The sequence below is a fragment of the Microcoleus sp. Pol8_D6 genome, from assembly GCF_036700965.1.
Taxonomy (GTDB): Bacteria; Cyanobacteriota; Cyanobacteriia; order Cyanobacteriales; family Microcoleaceae; genus Microcoleus.
On record NZ_JAUBPW010000013.1, the window covers coordinates 1 to 19,463 of the forward strand.

Sequence of the window (19,463 nt, forward strand, 5' to 3'; positions counted from 1 at the left end):
GTCATTAAATAATCACATCGGTGCGATTTGGTATTTTATCCATCACTACAATTTATCATTACTTGTTTAGGACTACCCGCAACCCCCAACGGGCAGCCTACATGGATTTAGTAGATCAAAGTGAATCATCCGAGACAATGGTAAGTAGAAATATTCAATAATTTCTGTCCCTAATGCTCATGCAGTTCTCCATTCCTGAAAATTGAGGTTCGGAAGTGAGTTAAATCTGATTCCGTTAAAAATGCGCGAGATCACAAATCAAAGTTTATTGTTGAGTCGGGAAAAAGCCTCCTTCGCGCATTTCTTGAATGCTCTCTTTAACCGCCTGAATAATGCACTCTGTGTCTTCATGAGTGTGGGCGGTAGAGAGAAAGCAGCTACGACCTTCCGATATGAAAATACGCTTGTCGAGTAAGTGAAAAAGTAGCGGATCTATCTCAACGGATGCAGCAGCGCGAAATTGCGATCCAAAATTTACAAGCCAGACAGAGACTTCATTTTCTTTGAAATAAGCATTCAGAGTTTCAACTAGCTGCGAAGTTCGCTGATTCAACTGCTGCTGAAGGACTGGGCCTTGACTTTTAAGATAGCGCAACACGGAACGCGCAGCGGCCAGAGCAAGTGGGTGCTTGCAAAAAGTGCCCGCAAAAATTGTTGTTTTTACTTGGGGATAGGAATCATCGCCGTAGTTCCACAAACCGCCGTCAATTTTATCCATATAAGCAGCTTTTCCAGCGATAATTCCAATGGGCATACCGCCCCCGACAATTTTACCGTAAGTTGCAATATCTGCCTCAATACCAAACCACGCCTGCGCGCCACCTTGATGAATTCGGAAACCAGTAACCATTTCATCAAAAATCAGCGCAATTTCTGATTCTTTTGTTAATTGCCTGAGTTGCTGGAGAAATTCTTTGGGTTGCAAATCGAGACGGCGGCTTTGCACCGGCTCCACGAGAACCGCGGCTAATTCGTGCTGATGAGCTTTGATAATTTCCAGGGCATGAGGGCTGCCGTACTCCAAAACTAAAACATCTTCAATAAAATTAGCGGGAATTCCTGGCGCTTTGGGAATGGTGCATAAATCGCCATCTATCTTTTTTACAACTGCCAGAGTTCCGTCAAAATGACCGTGATAAGAACCAGAAAATAAAGCAATTTTATTGCGTTTAGTTGCGGCTCTAGCTAATCGTAAAGCTGCCATTACTGCTTCGGTGCCGGTATTAGAAAAAGCGACGCGATCCATTCCAGTTAATTCGCAGATTAATTCCGCAACTTCTCCGGCAAGGTCTGCTTGAGCACCAATTTGCACGCCGCGATCGAGTTGCTCTAATAGGGCTTCTTTAATAAAGGGCGGATTATGACCGAAAAGATTGATGCCAAATCCCATCGTGATATCGATGTATTCGTTGCCATCAACATCCCACATTTTAGAGCCAAGCGAGCGATCGGCGACAATAGGATAAAACATCTCCTTGACGGGAAAGCGAAACCCCTCTGAAGCCCGATTGTCAGCGAGAACCGGACGGTATTTTTGCGCGAAATTCTTAGAGGTTTTTGTGCGATCGGTGTAGCGATCTATGAGCGCTTTCATGTGTCTTTGCTGCAATTGTTCGTTCATTTTGAATTCTCCAGAGATTGAGTCAGGTAGGGGCGGAATGCTTTGCGCCCTTACAGGTTTTAATTGCGGCTACCTATCAAGCCCGAATCGGCGAGATAGGAAAAGTAAGTGCGAAACAAATTCGCATCCGCTTGGGGACAGGTGATGTCAGTGGTAGCAAGTCCATCTAGCGTATTTTGGCAATCGAAATGTAGCGTTCCTGATTGTGGCATTTCCGCTTCAGAAACTTTTTCGGAAAAAAGACCGACTAGCGGGTACAAAGCATGATCGGGAGAATTTCCAGCGCGATTGATTATTTCTGCTTGCCAAGCCTCAGAAGAAACTCGTTTGATTGGATAACCCATTGAGCCAATCCAGCCAAGCAATTCACTCATTTGAAACGACTGAGTGTTGACTAAATGAAAAGTCTTTCCGAGCAATTCTTTTTGGCTCGAAAGATGAACGATCGCTCGACTCACATAGTCAACAGGCGCTACGTTCATCAGTTTATCGCCATCGGGCGCACATCCAAGCTGCACGCAACCAGCGATTAACCTGTACAGTAAGTCACTGGGATTACAGGCCCCTGTTTGGCTGTCCCCAGAAATGCGGCCTGGCCTGTAAATGCTAACAGGAATTCCCCGATCGCGCGCGACCTCTACTAACTTTTCTGCCACCCACTTCGTCTGAGTGTAAGCGCCTTTTAGACCCTCTCCCGGAGTGAGTTCATCCTCCTCTCGCACAACCTTAATCCCAGATTCTCCCCTTGCCGAGAAAACGGAAATTGTAGAAATTAAATGCACTGGTTTTAGCTTACTTTGACTCGCCAATCTCAGAACTTCCTGCGTCCCCAAAACGTTAGCGGGTTTGAGAACCGAGTAGGGATAAGTAAACTTGACAAACGCGCCATTGTGGTAAATGACATCAATTTTACTGGCTAAAACTTGGAACTGCTCCTCGGAAAGCCCCAAAAGTGGTTGAGACAAATCTCCAGCAATTGGGATAATGCGAGCGCTGCTGCTTTCATCCCAAATTAAATAGGATTCGAGGCTGCTTTGAATCCGTTTTTTGGCTGATTCTGCATCGGCAGAACGGACTAGGCAATAAATTTCTGCTTGAGTTTGTTGCAAGAGGTCGCGGAGTAAAAATGCTCCCAAAAAGCCCGTCGCCCCTGTTAAAAAAATGCAAGCTGGTTCAGTTTTTGGCTCGCTCAATGGAGTTGCAGGGCGAATTGCCTGGTCTAAAACAACTTCAGCGTTAATATCGAAACTTGTAGTGCGATCGCCCGCTGTGTTTCCCCCTTGTTGCCTTTCGATTTTTTCAGCTAAACCAGCTACAGTAGGAGCTTCAAACAAAACGCGCAAAGGCAATTCCACCTGAAAAATTTCTCGCACTTTGGCTAACAACTGAGTAATCAGTAATGAGTGTCCCCCCAAATCAAAGAAATTGTCATAAATCCCCACTTTTTCCAGCCCTAGCAGCTCAGCCCAAATCTCAGCAAGCATTTTCTCAATGGGAGTGCTAGGAGCGACAAAAGTATCTGCTAAATCGGCTCTCGCCGCCTCCGGCGCTGGCAGCGCCCGCCGGTCTATTTTTCCATTAGCAGTGAGGGGCAATGCTTTGATTACCACCAAAGCAGAAGGAACCATGTAGTCGGGCAGTTTTTCTTTTAAAAATGAGCGCAGCTCGTTAATAGAGAGCGCTGATTCCCTCGCGGGTACAACATAGGCAACTAAGCGCTGGTTCCCAGGTTCATTTTCCAGTAGCAAAACAACTGCTTCGCGCACAGCGGAATGTTGAGATAGCGCTGCTTCTATTTCCCCCAATTCAATGCGGAACCCTCGCAGTTTAACTTGGCTGTCGATGCGCCCTAAAAACTCAATATTTCCGTCCGGCAAATACCGAGCCAAATCTCCTGTTTTATAAAGGCGATTTGAAGGTATAGCTAAGGAATCAGAACGAAGAATGCCTTCGGCATTTCTCAAAGGGTTGATGATGAATTTTGCTGCGGTTAATTGGGGTTGGTTTAGATAGCCGCGAGCTAAAGAAGCACCGCCGATGTATAACTCGCCGGACACGCCAATGGCAACTGGCTGCAAGTGCGAATCAAGTAAATAAATCTGCGCGTTATTGATAGGGCGACCGAGAGGAACTGTCTCAGAAATGCAATTTTCTCGGTCTTTGATGGGATAAGCCAGCACGCCTACGGTTGCTTCTGTTGGCCCGTAATGGTTGAAGACTGAACAGTCGGGGGCGTATTTCTGAATAGTTTCGAGCAAATTCCAACTTAAGACTTCGCCGCCAAGGATTAATCGCTTTTTCGGCAAAACCTGCGCCGGATCGGAAGCAGTTAATAAAGCTTTTAGATGGGAGGGAACGATTTTGAGACAGTCAATGGAATGCTGCTGAAAGTAAGCAGCGATCGCCTCTGGATCGGTGGCGCGTTCCTGGGAAATTATGTGAAGGCTTCCTCCGGTACATAAAGCTGGAAAAATTACTGTATTTCCTAAGTCTGCTGCTAAGGTAGAAACGGTTGCGAAACTGGCACCTGATGGCAGGTTTAGCCGTTCCTGAATGCTGTAGAGGTAATTGACGAGCGATCGGTGTTCAATTGCCACTCCCTTTGGCGTGCCAGTGGAACCGGAAGTGTAAATGACATAAGCTAAATTTTCACCAGAGAGAGGGGGAGAGGGAGAGGGGGAGACAGAGGGAATTTCTGCGTCTAAGCAAACGATTTTTGCCTGAGTTTTTGGCAATTTTTCGATTAGCTGTTGTTCCGTTAATAGCACTGCCACTCCGGCATCCTGCAACATCAAGGCGAGGCGCTCTTTTGGCAGGGCCGGATCGAGTGGCAAGTACGCGCCGCCTGCTTTGAGAATGCCGAGCATTCCGGCGATCGCCTCTAAAGAGCGATCGGCGCAAATGCCGACAATCACCTCTGGTTTTATGCCTAATTGCTGCAAGTAATGGGCGATTTTGTTAGCGCGGGCATTGAGTTCGCTGTAGGTAATTTGCTGCTTTTCACAAACAGCAGCTATGCGGTGCGGCGATCGCTCTGCTTGTTCTTCAAATAGCTGGTGAACGCACTTATCGAGCTGGTAATCTGCTTTTGTGCTGTTGAATTCTACTAATAATTGATGTCGGGCGCGATCGCTCAGCATTTCGAGCTTGCCGATTGCGGTTTGTGGGTTGCTGGCTGCACTTTGCACCAAGGCGTAAAATTGGTCTGCCAAGCACCGGATACTGTTGTCTGCAAGGAAGATAGGATCGTAGTGAAACTCAGCGGCGAGCGAGTCATTTTGGCGGTGGCAAGAGAGTTTAACTTTGAAGCGATCGCAGCACGCATACTGCTTGTAAATCGAAAAACCTACGCCACTAGCCGAATGCTTTTCGACCTGTTCCTCAAACTCGAAACCAAATGGAAAGCCGGAAGAGTTCCCTAGATATTCGTGGGAAAAATATTCTTGATACTTGTATGCCTCGCGTTCTTCCTGCTGAATTTGCTGCAAGGTTTCCGCGAAGGAAAAGTTTTCTGTTAGTTGGCTCGACAGCGGTAAAAATTTGGCAAACAGCCCAAGCGCTGGCTCTAGTTCTTCGTATTTTCGACCGTCGAAGGCCACGCCAACAGCGATCTCCGATCGGCCAATCAGCCGCCAGAGCAAAATTTTCCAGCAAGCGAGCAAGAATGTAGAAAGTGAGGTGTTGTACTGGCGGGCGATCGCTTCCACTTGAACCAGCAAAGCTAACTCTAATTTGACCTCCAAAGCTTGGGGACTAAATTGAGCTGGCGCGTTAATTAATCTATTTTCAAACGGCAACCTTAAACTCGCTATGGCTGAAAAATTATGCCCAGTCCAGTATTCTTTGCCCTCCGCCGCTTCCTCATCTTCGAGCAATTCATTTTGCCATTCGGAAAATTGAATGTATTGCACAACTTCATCGGTAATTTCTTCGCCGCGAAGGCAGGCGGCATAGCACTGGCTGATTTCTTGAACCAGATTTTTTAGTGTGCGAGTATCGGCGCACAGTGCGGGCAAACTAACCAGTAAAATATGCCTTTCCGATGAAAGTGTAATTAAAGACAAGTGCCAAACAGGATTGCGAGCGAAGTTGAATAAAGCGCTCTTTTCTTGCTGAAAAATAACTTCTAGTTTGGCTTCTCTATCCTGGGGATTTACTTCACTCAAGTTAACCCAGTTCCACGAAACAGAGCTATGTTCGGATATAACTTGTATAGGAATTTTTAGCCCGGCTTTTCCCTGAAAGGTTGTGCGGATAATTTCGTGGCGATCGCTAACTTTTTCTAAAGCTTTCTTTAGGCGCTCGGTTTGAAGACTTCCCTCGATCGAAATAGCCGATTGAACGCGATAAGCAGGGCTGTCTCCCTGCAACAGCCACAGATATTTTTGCTGGGGTGAAAGCCGAAATCCATTAATTGTTTGCATTGTTCCTATTTATCAAAGCACTACTTTATTCTCGTTACCTTTGCCTGGAAGAGATGAGAGGGAATTAAATTCCTGACTCAGGAATCATTTCGCCCATCGCTACAACAATTTTTCTCGAACCGATAAATGGATTGCGACTGTGAGCGGCAAGCATATTATCTAGCATTAAGATGTCTCCTGCTTGCCAGGGAAAACTAACAGCAGCTTGCGCGTACACGGCGTGAATTTCTTCCATTACCGAGTCTTCAATAGGAGTGCCGTCACCGTAATAGACATTGCGGGGGAGGTTCTCTTCTCCAAAAACAGAGAGCAAGGAAGCGCGGGTTGCCGCATCTAAGCAGGAAATGTGGTGCAAGGGAAGTTGATTGAAAAATACCATCTCTTTGGTTTTTGGGTGCTTGGCAATTGCGGGGCAAATTTTGCGAGTTCTCAAATTATTTCCTGCTTTCCACTCAAATTCCATCCCGGCTTGCCGGCAGTATTCCTCTACCACGAATTTGTCTTCCGTTTTGAAAAAATCTTTCCAGCTTACATCGAGTCCGTCTGTGTAGTTACGAACGTACATAATTTGCTTTTGGGCAAATTTTTCTCTGAGTTTCGGGTCTAGCAACTGGTAAATTTTACGGCAGTCAACTATCGGCGTTTCTCCGCCTTGTTGCGCTGGCTGAACGCAGAAAAACCAGATTTTCATCGGCCAGCGGTGCAGGTGCGAACTCTCGCTGTGAAATAAGATAGCTTTATCTGCTGGGTAAGGAGTTGAACCGTAAACTTTTCCGCTAACTCCTTCGCGTGGCAAATCCCCGTACTCCCCAAATAATTCCGAACAAATTGAGAGTGCAAACTGCTCGAATGCGGAAACCACAGGGCCGATGAACCCTCGAAAAAGAATCCCTCCATGCTGTAGCAATTTTGCCTCTATAAATTCGCGGTTATTTTTCGCCCAGTCTGCGAGATCGACATCGGCTACTGCGGGTTTTGCCACTAAAGGAAAGGGTTCGTCGGGGTGCAGGTACTCGGTTTTTATCAATTCGCCTTGCGGCAAAGCCACTACTTTTGGCTTGACGCTTTTGAATTTACTAAAATTGCTTTTTTCACGCTTTAATTCTTGCATGGCTTGTTTCTGTTTCTGGGCTTCTGTGAGAATTTCTAAAGTGTTCAAACGACTGTCAGGCTGGGCCACAATGCTGCCGAGGAGGGTTTCAAAGCGATTTGACATTTGAGCGATCGTCTCCCTGTCAAATAGGTCGGAATTATACTTCCAACTGCCGACAATTCCTGTCTCTGTTTCCGAGACAAATAGCGCCAAATCAAATTTAGCTGTACCGCTATCAATTGCCACCGGCATTAAAGTTAAACCCGCCATTTCTAAAGTCGGCATAGGCGCATTTTGCATGACGAATAAAACTTGAAAGAGCGGTGTCTGACTCAGGGTGCGATCGGGCCGCAATTCCTCCACAAATTTGTCGAATGGTAAATCCTGGTCAGCGTAGGCTTTTAAGGTGACTTCGCGGACGCGATCGAGCAGTTGGCGAAATGTAGGATTGCCGCGCATATCGGTTCGCAAGACGAGGATATTGACAAAGAAACCAATTAAAGCTTCTGTCTCAACTTGTGTGCGGTTTGCCAGGTCAGTACCGACTACAATATCTTCTTGATTTGTGTAGCGATAAAGCAGCGTTTGAAGTGCTGCCAACAAGGTCATAAATAAGGTGACATTTTGTTGCCGACTGAGTGCGTTTAGCGCTTCTGAAATTTGCCCTGAAAGCTGGAAATTTTGAATCTCAGCTTGATTGCTAGAAACAGCAGAACGCGGTTGTTTTGCTGGCAATTGCAGCGGGGGCAAAATTTGACCCAACTGCTGCTTCCAGTCAGCGAGTTTTGCTTCCAGAACTTCGCCTTGCAGCCAGTTTGTTTGCCAAACAGCATAGTCTGCGTACTGTACAGAAAGTTCGGGCAGGGGAGAAGGTTTGCCACTGCAGAAAGCTTCATAAAGCGCCGCCACTTCCCGCACGAGTACCCCCATCGACCAGCCATCAGCTACGATGTGGTGTACTGTCAGTAACAGCAGGTATTCTGTCTCGTCAAGATGTAACAAAGTGACACGCAGTAACGGCCATTTTGTTAGGTCAAAAGGCTGTCGCGCTTCTTCAGCGACGAGTCGCATTGCCTCGGCTTCTCGTTCCGCTTGCGATAAGTCTCTTAAGTTTACGATCGGCAATGTGAAATTAAAAGATGAAATAATAACCTGAGCGGGTCGTCCTTCCACCGATTTAAAAGTGGTCCGCAATGCTTCGTGTCGCTTGATAATTTCCTGAAAAGTTTGCTCTATAACCGCTACATTGAGCGCCCCCTTCAAGCGCACGGCTGCTGGGATATTATAGGCAGGATTCCCCGGCTGCAATTGGTCGAGAAACCACAGCCGTTGTTGTGCAAAAGAAAGGGGCAATTCTCCCTGCCTTGACGCCCGCTTGATGGGGGGTGCTTTCAGTTTTTGCTCGGCGCGATATTGCCAGAGGCTTTCGGTGACTGTTGCGACGGTAGGGGATTCAAAAAGAGAGCGCAAAGGCACTTCAACTTGAAAAGCTTCTCGCAGGCGAGAAATCGCCTGAGTAGCCAGCAATGAATGACCTCCCAATTCAAAGAAGTTATCGTGAATTCCCACTCGCTCTAAACCGAGAACTTCCGCCCAAATTTCTGCTATTAATTGCTCGTCGGGAGTTCGAGGGTCGGCAAAATTGCTCTCGAATTCTGCTGTGTTTGTGTCAGGTGCTCTTAGCGATCGCCGGTCGATTTTTCCGTTAGGCGTTAAAGGCATTGCTTCCAACAGCACAAACGCTGACGGCATCATGTACTGCGGCAGTTTTTGTTTCAGGTAACAGCGCAAATCATTAATAAGTTCTGAGTCTTGAGTTTTGAGTTCTGAGTTAGCAACGATATAAGCTACTAAACGCTGGTCGCCCGGATTGTCCTCTCGAACCAGTGCGATCGCTTCTCGCACGGCTGGGTATTGGCTGAGTACCGCTTCAATTTCGCCTAATTCGATGCGAAATCCGCGAACTTTCACCTGGTGGTCGCTGCGCCCCATAAATTCAATGTTTCCATCTGGGAGATAGCGAGCCAAGTCCCCGGTTTTATAGAGGCGTTCTGAAAGAATAAACGATGAAGGATGAAGGATGAATGAAGCATGAATTCCGTCCTCTGCAAAGGGGTTAGGAATAAACTTCTCTGCGGTCAGTTCCGGTCGGTTTAGGTAGCCTCTAGATAAGCCGGCACCGCCGATGTGCAGTTCGCCAAAAACGCCAACGGGAACGGGCATTAAATAGCGGTCTAATATGAAAATTTGAGTGTTAGCGATCGGGCGACCGATGGAAACTGATTCATGTTTGCGATCGACCTGATAGAGAGTAGACCAGATAGTGGTTTCTGTAGGGCCATATAAATTCCACACAGAAGCGCCGCGCCAAAGCAACTGATTTGCTAGTTGTCGCGGTAAAGCTTCTCCCCCGCACAGTATTTTTAATTGATTGTTTCCCTGCCATCCTGCTGCTAAAAGCATTTTCCAACTGGCTGGAGTAGCTTGCATGAATGTCGCGCCAGAATTTGTTAATGTTTCTAAAAGCTTTTCGCCGTTAGATGCCACTTCTCGGCTGGCTACAACAACGCGAGAACCTGTTGTAATAGGCAGGAACAGTTCCAGCGCTGCAATGTCAAAAGATAAGGATGTTACTGCTAGCCAAACATCGCCGTCTGCGATCGCAAGTTGTTGACGCATAGAACTCAAGAAGTTAACGGCAGAGGCGTGGGAAATTTGCACTCCTTTGGGTTTACCTGTTGAGCCTGAAGTATAGATGACATAGGCTAAATTGGAGGAATTTTGTAAACCCACGACTGGCTCGTCGCAGTTCGATATGCCTTCCCCATCTGCATCCAGAAGCACGATGGAGGCGCTATTTTTTGGCAGGGTTTCTAATAGCTTTTTCTGAGTGAGCAACACTGAAATTTTCGCGTCTTCCAGCATGAATCCCAGGCGCTCTGGTGGATACGCTGGATCGAGGGGAACATACGCGCCACCGGCTTTGAGAATGCCGAGAAGCCCTACCACCATGTCTAAGGAGCGATCGACATAAATTCCCACCAAAAATTCTGGGTTGACACCGATTTCTTGCAAGTAACTTGCGAGGTTATTTGCTTTTTTGTTCAGTTCCCGGTAAGTCAGATATTCATTTTGAAAGACGACAGCGATCGCATCCGGCGTCAGCTCTGCCTGCGCTTCAAATAATTCGTGTACGCACTGATTTTTCGGAATTTCCAATTGAGTCTTGTTCCACTCACACAGCAGTTGCTGCTGTTCAGGTTTCGTCAAAATTTGCAAATTTGAAAGGCGCTGTTCGGGATTAGCAGCTATACTTTCTAGTAAGGTTAGAAAATGTCCGGCTATGCGCCGTGCTGTGCTAGCATCAAACAAATCTTGGCTATACTCAAGCGTTGCATTAATACCCTCTAATCCTTCCTCTAGGTCAAGCGCTAAATCAAATCTCGCGGTGTTCCGTTCTATTTCCAAACTGCTCAACGTCACTCCTGGCAATTTTATCTCCGGCGTCCGAATATTTCGCAGAGAAAACAATACCTGAAATAGCGGATTATGGCTTAAATCTCGTTCGTGGTGGATGATTTCTACCAGTTTCTCGAAGGGCAAATCCTGGTGGTTATACGCGCCAAGAGCTACTTCTCGCACGCGACCCAGTAACTCTTTAAAAGTCGGGTTGCTCGACAGATTGGTGCGGAAAACTAAGGTGTTAGCAAATAAGCCAATTACTTCCTCGATTTCGCGTCTGTTGCGGTTAGCAATGGGGGAGCCGACTAAAATATCTTCTTGCCCGGTGTAGCGATAGAGCAACGTTTTAAACGCTGCCAGTAGGGTCATAAATAAAGTAGCTTTTTCCCGCTGGCTTAATTGGGCGATTTCCTCTGCTATTGCTTTGGGAATGGTGAATTTATGCACCGCACCTCGGAAGGTTTGTACTGCCGAGCGGGGGCGATCGGTTGGCAAATTGAGTACGGGGAGATTGCCTCCAAGCTGTTTTTTCCAGTAAGCAACCTGCGTCTCTAAAACTTCTCCCTGCAACCACTGGCGCTGCCAACTTGCAAAGTCTGCGTACTGTACCGACAGTTCGGGAAGGGGAGAAGGTTTGCCAGTGGAAAAGGCTTGATAAAACGTGGCGAGTTCCTGGATGAATATTCCCATTGACCAGGCATCGGAAATGATGTGGTGCGTACTCAATAGCAGCACCCAGTTTGAATCGCTAAAGTGCAGCAATTTGGCACGCAATAAGGGTGCTTGTGACAGGTCGAAAGCAAGCTTTGCTTCTGCGGCGATTAACCGTTCTACTTCGCGATATCGTTCAGTTTCAGGAAGCGATCGCAAATCTATTTCTAAAATTTTCAATTCCAGATTTGAAGCGATCGCCTGAACGGGTTGCCCGTTTATTGTCTTAAAAGCCGTTCGCAAAACTTCATGACGCTTGACAAGTTCGTTGAGACTGCGATCGAGAGATCTCGCGTCGAGTGTTCCCGTCAAGCGCACGCCGGCGAGAATGTGATAGGTAAAGTTGCCTGGAGTTAGTTGCTCAAAAAACCACAACCGCTGTTGAGCAAACGATAGAGGAAAAGTGTTAGACTCTCGACTTTGAGGCAGAATTTTTTCTAGCGAAACGCTTTCTTTTTTCTGGTTTAGTCGCTGCAACAGCAACTCGCGCTTTTCAGGAGAAAGAGCCGCGATGCGTTCGATTAAATCACTCATTTGCTGACTCCTTGCTGGGCGAGAATTTCCTGAATTTGTGCTTCTGACAGTTGCTCGAGGTCTGCTAACACCTGAGCGAGCATTTCATTGTCTGTTTGTTCGGCTTGCTTTTGCGCGATCGCTACTGCAAAATCAGCGACAGTGGCCGAATCAAATAAACGGTGCAAAGGCAACTCGACCTGAAATGCTTGGCGCACTCGGGAAATTACTTGAGTTGCTAATAGGGAATGCCCTCCTAATTCAAAAAAGTTGTCGTAAATGCCGACTTTTTCAAGTTTGAGAACTTCAGCCCAGATAGCGGCTAAAACTTCCTCGATATTTGTGCGAGGCGCGACAAAGTTTCCTGTTAACTCCGGTCGCATTTCGTCAGGTGCGGGCAGCGCTCGTCGGTCTACTTTTCCGTTAGAAGTTAAAGGCAAACTTTTGAGTATCGCAAAAGCAGAAGGCACCATGTACTCCGGCAATTTTGACGTTAAGAAATTGCGAATTTCCTTGTGGGTAGGTGCTTGTTTCTGCTCGGAAACCAAATAAGCCACGAGGCGCTTTTGTGCCATCTCGTCTTCCCGCGCCACAACTACAGCCTGCACGATATCTGGATGTTGCCCCAGCACCGCCTCAATTTCTCCCAATTCAATGCGGAAACCGCGAATTTTTACTTGGCCGTCAATTCGCCCGATAAATTCGATGTTTCCGTCTGGCAAATAGCGAGCCAAGTCGCCGGTTTTGTACAGTCGCGTTTTTGCTTGCGTGTCAAATGGATTGGGAATAAATTTTTCTGCGGTTAATTCAGGGCGGTTAAGATATCCGCGTCCCAAATTATCACCACCGATGTACAGTTCACTAGGTACGCCTATCGGCACTGGTTGCAAGTAAGAATCCAGGATATAAATCTGAGTGTTGGCAATCGGATGACCGAGTGGAACTGTGTCAAAATCGCACCCTATCTTATCAAATTCGACTTGATAAGTCAGCACACCTACAGTTGTTTCTGTTGGCCCGTAATGATTGAATACTGAGCAACTGGGAGCAAGATTGCGAAGTGTTTTAATTAAGCTCCAGTTGGCAGACTCACCTCCTAAAATAAGCCGTTTCCCAGGCAAAATTGACTTGGGTTGAGAGGAATTTAAAAGGGCGGCTAGGTGAGAGGGAACTATTTTGAGGCAGTCGATAGGATTGCTGCAGAAATATTCACCCAGTGCCTCTGGATCGGTGGCGCGTTCTTGGGAGATAATATGCAGGCAACCGCCGAAACACAGGGCGGGGAAAATCACTGTGTTTCCTAAGTCGGCGGCGAAGGTGGAAACGGTGGCAAAACTGGCACCTGATGGCAGGTTTAATTTTTCCTGAATGCTGTGCAGGTAATTGAGCAGTTGCCGGTGTTCGATCGCGACTCCCTTGGGCGTGCCAGTGGAACCGGAAGTATAGATGACGTAAGCTAAATTGTCAGAAGAGGCGCGAGCGGTGTAAGAGGCAGAAACAGTGGGAATGTCTGTATCGATGCAAACAATATTTGCCTGAATTTTTGGCAAGCTTTCGATGAGCCGCTCTTGTACGAGCAAAACCTTCACCTGAGCGTCTTCTAGCATTAGCGCTTTGCGCTCTATTGGCGTCGTTGGATCGATCGGTAAATAGGCGCCACCGGCTTTGAGTACGCCCAGCATTCCTACGATTGTTTCTAAGGAGCGATCGACGCAAATGCCAACAACGACCTCTGGTTCAACTCCCAAGTTTTGCAGGTGATGGGCGAGTTGATTGGCGCGATCGTTAAGTTCTCGGTAGGTGATTTTTTCACTTTCAAAGACGACGGCAATGTTGTCTGGGTTGCGTTCTGCTTGTTCTTCAAAAAGCTGATGAACGCATTTATTTTTCGGGTAATCTTTTTGAGTTTGGTTAAAGTCAATGAGAAGTTGCAGCCGATCGCGATCGCTCAGTATATTTAACTGACTGATGGCAGCTTCGGGATTTTTTACCGCACTTTCTAAGAGCGCCTGAAAGTGTTGTGACAAGCGCTTTATATCTGTCGCAGCAAATAAAGCGGAATCGTAGTGAAATTCAGCGCTTATGGAATTGCACAGGCGAAGGCAGGAGAGCTTGAGTTTGAATTGCTCTAGGCAGGCATCTTGCCGAACAAGGGAAAATGAAACGTCTGAATTATCATAGTTCTTAGGCTCTCCTTGAAACTCAAAGCAGACGGGCCAAAAGCTGCTGCTTTTTTCTTTTTCTAGGATTTGTTCCCAGCTAAAATATTCTTGCCAGTTGGACATCTCGTTGAGATTAAGCTCAACTTGCTGCCTCGCTTGTGAGAAATTTAACTCGTCTTGCACTGGGCATCGTAGGGGTAAGTATTTGCACAGCAGCCCCAGAGAGTGTTCTAATTCTTCATATTTTCTGCCGTCAATCGCTACGCCGATTATCGGGTTTTGCTCTCTGGTAAGCCGCCAAATGAGAATTTGCCAGCAAGTCAGCAGGAAGGCAGAAATATCGCTTTTGTGCTTTGGGGCGATCGCTTTCAGCCTGTTCAACAAATCACCCCGAATTTCCACCCTTTCTACTTGTGGCTGAAATTCCGCTTCTCCATTCTTCTTTTCCCAAGGAAGCGTTAATAAATCCCAAGATTCAATGTTCAGCTTTCGCCAGTATTCTTGGCCGCTTGCCGTTTCTTCTGATTCGAGTAGCTCATTTTGCCACTCAGCAATATCGGCATATTGCATTGAGTTGTCAGAGAACTCTTCCCCGCACGCGCAGGCTGAGTAGGAAAGACTGAGTTCGCGGATGAAATTTTTCAGGGTGGCACTATCTGCAATTAAGGCAGAGAAATTCGCCAGCAATAGGTGCTTGTTTTGGGCCAGAGTGACTAAAGATAGATGCCAAAGTGGGCCGCGCTCAAAATCAAAAGGAAGCAGATTTAGTTGCTGAAAAAGCACTGCGATTTTAGCTTCTTGTTCTTCGGGAGACAAACCGCTGAGATTGTGTTCCGAGATAGGAACTTCACCAGTGCTGGCGATCGCTTGCAGGGGTAGTGTCATCCCAGAAAAGCAGTGAAAGCTGGTACGCAGGATTTCGTGCCGATTCACGACATTTTGCAGCGCACTTTTAAGCATCTCTTTGTCGAGATTTTCGGTAATTAAAATTGCACCTCTAACGCGATAAGTCTGTTGGCTTTTATTTTGCTGTAACCCCCACAGATGCCGTTGCTGTGGAGAGAGTCTAAACCCTTCGATTGTTTCCTTTTGCATTTCTAAAGTTCCTTTAATAAGCCTAAATATCTTGACAGGTAAACGCTTCTGCCATACCGACAACAACCCGACGCGAACCCGAAAATGGCGTGCGTCCGTGCGCGGCTAGCATATTATCTAACAGCAAGACATCTCCTTCTTCCCAAGGGAAAACAATCGTTTCTTGCTGATAGCAGCGACGAATTTCGTCTAATATAAAATCTTCAATGGGCGAGCCATCGCCGTAATAAGCATTGCGGGGTAAATCTTCCTGCTTAAAAGAAGTTAAAAGCTCTTTGCGAACGGCGGGTTCGAGATTGGAAATGTGGAAGAGGTGAGCTTGATTAAACCACACCATTTCCTGAGTTTTTGGGTGCTGGGCGACGGCTTGACATATTTGCCGAGTTCTCAAGCGATCGCCCTTTTTCCATTCTAACTCTATTCCGGCTTTTTGGCAATACTCTTCTACCTCAATTTTGCTATCAGTATTAAAGACATTTTGCCAGGGTAAATCTACGCCACCGCCGTAATTTCGCACATACATAACCTGTTTTTGGGCAAACTTTTCTCTAATCTTTGCATCCAGGCTTTCAAACACTTTGCGGCTGTTAGCGATCGGGGTTTCTCCTCCCTGTTCAGCTTTCTTGACGCAGAAAAAAGCAATTTTCAGCGGCCAATTGCGAGAATAAGCCATTTCATTGTGCAGGGGGATGAATTGCTCGGCAGGATACTCGGTGGAAGTGTAGATATTTCCGCTCACCTGACTGCGCGGAGTTGAGCGAAAAGAATATTCCAACAAGTCGCCAGCAATAGTTTGAATAAACTGCTCGAAACCATTCACCCCGCCGACTTCAAAGCCTCGAAAAAGTATTCCTCCGTGCTTCCATAACTGTGTTTCAATTGATGAGCGATTGTTCTGTGCCCAACCTGCGAGATTTAATTTTTCTACTGTTGGCTCAACAACTAGAGGTAGAAGGTTTTCGGGCTGGAGGTAGGCGGTTTTGACTAATTCCTCGGAGGACAGGGTGACGGCTTTGCGCCTAACTGAGCCTAACTTTTGGGAATTGAGATTCTTTGTTTCTGTATTTGTCATAACTTTTGCTTTGGTGAAATTGTTGCGATTTTTCCCGAAAAAACCTGAGAGATTGAGCCATCATTTTAAACTTTTCATGACTTGGCGTTTAGCCATTTTTAATTTTTGAATTCCCGAAAGATGAATTTGTTTTTCCTGCTCGATTTGGTGCTGCCTTTCTGCTTCGGCAAGAATTTCTGCCAAGTCGTCGAGCTTGATATCTGGCTGGATGACTACATGGTTGAGGAGGATTTGGAAACCTCTCACCATTCGGGCAATAGTCCTAGCCTCAAATAAGTCTGTTTTGTACTCAAATAAGCCTTGGATTCCTTCTGAAACCTCCCAGAGAGTGAGGCTTAAGTCGTGTCTCGACATACCGACATCGAATTCCAGAATGCTCAAGGTCAAACCAGCTAACTCCAGGGGGGGCATGGGTGCATTCTGGAGTACAAACCACACTTGAAACAGCGGGTTATAGCTGAGATTTCGCTCCGGCTGCAATTCCTCCACAAGCTTTTCAAAAGGAACATCCGGGTGAGCGTAAGCTGCTAACGCTACCTCGCGTGTTCGACCGAGTAGTTCGCGGAAAGTTGGATTACCTGCCGTGTCAATTCGCAGCACTAAATTATTGACAAAAAATCCAATTAGTTCCTCTAATTCCCGGAGGTGGCGGTTGGCAATAGGAGAGCCAATAGCCAGGTTGTCCTGCTTTGTTTGGCAGTATAGCAAGGATTGAAATGCTGCCAACAACGTCATAAATAGGGTGACATTTTGTTGCTGACTGAGGATTTTCAGTCGGTTAGTTAAAGAAGCAGAAATCACAAAAGATTGCTGCGACCCTCGGAAAGTTTGCACGGGAGATCGCTGCTTATCTGTTGACAGTACAGCTAAACCGTTTCCTAATTGCTGTTTCCAATAAGCCAGTTGTTTTTCTAATTTCTCTCCCTGGAAATGCTGCCGCTGCCAACTCGCGAAGTCCGCATACTGCACGGGAAGTTCAGGCAGCGGGGAGGGTTTGTCAGTCGAAAAAGCTTCATAAAGTGCGGCTACTTCTCGTACCAATACCCCCATAGACCAACCATCAGAAATAATGTGGTGTATTGTCAGCAGCAACACATATTCTGCCGCACCCAGTTGCAGCAGAGTGGCCCGCAGTAAGGGATCTCGCGTTAAGTCAAAGGGGCGTTGGGCTTCTTCAAGAGTACGCTGCTCAATTTCAGCTTGCTGCTCAGTTTCTGGTAAATGTCGCAAGTTTACCACCGACAAAGCGAAATTCAAGGAAGGAGAAATCAGTTGAACAGGTTGCCCGTCCACTTCTGCAAAAGCAGTCCGTAAAACTTCGTGACGCCTGACAATTTCATTGAGTGTTTGTTGCAGTGCCGACAAATTCAATTGTCCTTGCAAACGCACAGCAGCAGGAAGGTTGTAGGCAGGGTTTTCGGGAGACAATCGATCGAGAAACCACAGCCGTTGCTGGGCAAAAGAAAGGGGAGCAGAATTTTGCTGCGATCGCCTGGGAATGCGCTTAGATTGCTCAGCCTGTACTGCCTCTTTGCCCAATGCTTTGAGGAGGAGTGCTCGCTTCTGGGGCGAGAGGTTTTTCAGCCGTTCTGAACGATTAGTAGACATCATAATTCACCTCCTCGCAGTGGTCGCTGTTTGTAATAGTTAAGGAAAGCTTTGCTGCTATTTTTAGCTGGTCGTTTAAAACAACGTTGATATCTGCTTCAGTAGTAAGGGGGTTGGCAAGGACGACTCGAAAAGCAACAATGGGAATGGTTTTGCCATAACAGGTGTTTTGCAAGGTTGTTCGCGATACGAAGGTGTAACCGGCTCGCCGCTGGGCCTCCTGAAGGCGCTCGTTAAATTGATTAATGAAGTGGTTGTCTGCTTCGGCTAGTTGTTTTTTGGCTGCTTTTTCCCTGAATGTTTCTGGAATGTAGCGGTATAAAAGAATATTAATTTCTGGCTCTAGCAGCAATTCAAAGGCTGGATTTTCCCGAATTAAATTGGCCAAGTGCTGCGTTTTATGGATTCCTCCATCTATCAAAAACTCATAGCCTTGATGGCCGATGATATTCAACGCGGCTTGCAAGTACAAACTCGCACCTGGTCGAGAGCCTTCGAGAGAGCGCTTGCCTAGATCGATCGAGTCTTTTCGCACCGTGTAGGGCGCGTGTTTTTCAATAACTTTGGCGGTTTGGGGATTGCGGAATAAAACCAGACCGATTCCCATTGGCAAATACATTTGTTTGTGTCCATCTATGGTGACGGAATCTGCTAGTTCAATGCCTGCGAATTTGTGCCGGTGACGTTCGGAAAAAAGCACGGGGCCGCCCCAAGCTGCATCGACATGAAAGTGAGCGTTTGCTTCTTGGGCGATCGCCGCTATTTCTGGAAGCGGATCGATACTTCCCGAATCGGTGCTGCCTGCAATACCGATAATTGCCAGAATGTGCAGGTTGCGATCGCGACATTCGGCCACAGTTTGGCGCAGCGCTGCCAAATCCATGCGGTGATTGGAATCGGTGGGGATTTTTAGGAGATTGCGATCGCCAATGCCTAATAAACCGGCAGCCTTTTCAAAAGAATAGTGCATCAAATTGGAGCCGATTATCACCATTCCCTTGTAGCCGTAAAACTCTAAAGCGGCGTACAAGCCTTCTTTTTCAATGCCACTAAAGTTATTTTTTGGTCCTAAAGAAGCGTTGCGAGCGCACCACAAAGCTGTGATATTAGCTAGGGTGCCGCCCGTTGTCATGATACCGAGCGTGCTGTCACTTTTTTGAATGTGCTGGTTATAAAAATCCTCAGAAAAATCGTAAATTAATCGGTGGATCATTGCCAAAGTCTGGCGCTCGCAGGGGCTTAAAACTTTGGCCGTTTCCATCTTGACCAAATTTTGATTCATCGCGGTTAACAGCTTCGCGATCGGGCGCACAAAATAGGGAAGTGCGCTAGTCATGTGACCGATATATCGGGGGGAAGATGTGTGAATGGAATGGGCAACGAGGGTTTCGGTCAAACCATCGATATAATTGCCAACATCTGTAGGAAGGGCGGGAATTTTGTTTTCCCTAAACTCCTGAATAATTAACTCTAAGTCAATATCTGTACTAGCGGTTTTTGCGTACAAAAAGTCTTGAACTAGGGCAGAAATTCGCTCCTCCATTGCTTCTTCTGCCAAAAATGATTTTTCTGAAGCACTGAATAGCTCCATTAACTTTTCTTCAAGTGGGGTAACAGAGGCTTTTAATGGCTGCATTACGTCTTGAGACTCTTTGGCTTTTACTGTTAGTTTATTCATCCCGAGTTCATCCTGTTAAATGGG

Annotated in this window: 7 protein-coding genes; all 7 read right to left on the bottom strand. The window is 46.7% G+C overall.

The genetic code is table 11. The annotated features are described in order from the left end of the window. Positions 1–265: 265 nt before the first annotated feature. The 7 genes from QUA10_RS07805 to panP all read right to left on the bottom strand — a co-directional run bounded on the left by QUA10_RS07805 (position 266) and on the right by panP (position 19,439). Positions 266–1,621, bottom strand: coding sequence for an aminotransferase class III-fold pyridoxal phosphate-dependent enzyme (locus QUA10_RS07805; RefSeq protein WP_333082135.1), 1,356 nt, complete (start codon positions 1,619–1,621; stop codon positions 266–268). 59 nt (positions 1,622–1,680) lie between these two features. Further along, the gene (locus tag QUA10_RS07810) at positions 1,681–6,045 is read right to left on the bottom strand and encodes an amino acid adenylation domain-containing protein (RefSeq protein WP_333082134.1); all 4,365 of its coding nucleotides are present in this window, start codon (positions 6,043–6,045) and stop codon (positions 1,681–1,683) included. A gap of 64 nt (positions 6,046–6,109) precedes the next feature. Continuing rightward, positions 6,110–11,845: an amino acid adenylation domain-containing protein gene (locus tag QUA10_RS07815; protein WP_333082133.1), complete on the bottom strand. Its 5,736-nt coding sequence runs from the start codon at positions 11,843–11,845 to the stop codon at positions 6,110–6,112. Further along, positions 11,842–15,081, bottom strand: a complete 3,240-nt coding sequence (locus tag QUA10_RS07820) for an amino acid adenylation domain-containing protein (RefSeq protein ID WP_333082132.1) — start codon at positions 15,079–15,081, stop codon at positions 11,842–11,844. Before QUA10_RS07820 ends, QUA10_RS07815 begins: the two co-directional genes overlap by 4 nt. 22 nt (positions 15,082–15,103) lie before the next feature. Further along, a complete protein-coding gene (locus QUA10_RS07825) occupies positions 15,104–16,153 on the bottom strand; it encodes a TauD/TfdA family dioxygenase (RefSeq protein ID WP_333082131.1) in 1,050 nt (349 codons plus the stop codon). A 60-nt stretch (positions 16,154–16,213) separates the two neighbouring features. Further along, complete coding sequence (locus QUA10_RS07830) at positions 16,214–17,764, bottom strand: condensation domain-containing protein (protein ID WP_333082130.1); 1,551 nt, start codon at positions 17,762–17,764, stop codon at positions 16,214–16,216. Beyond that, positions 17,751–19,439, bottom strand: a complete 1,689-nt coding sequence (gene panP / locus QUA10_RS07835; protein WP_333082129.1) for a pyridoxal-dependent aspartate 1-decarboxylase PanP — start codon at positions 19,437–19,439, stop codon at positions 17,751–17,753. Before panP ends, QUA10_RS07830 begins: the two co-directional genes overlap by 14 nt. Positions 19,440–19,463 lie beyond the last annotated feature (24 nt).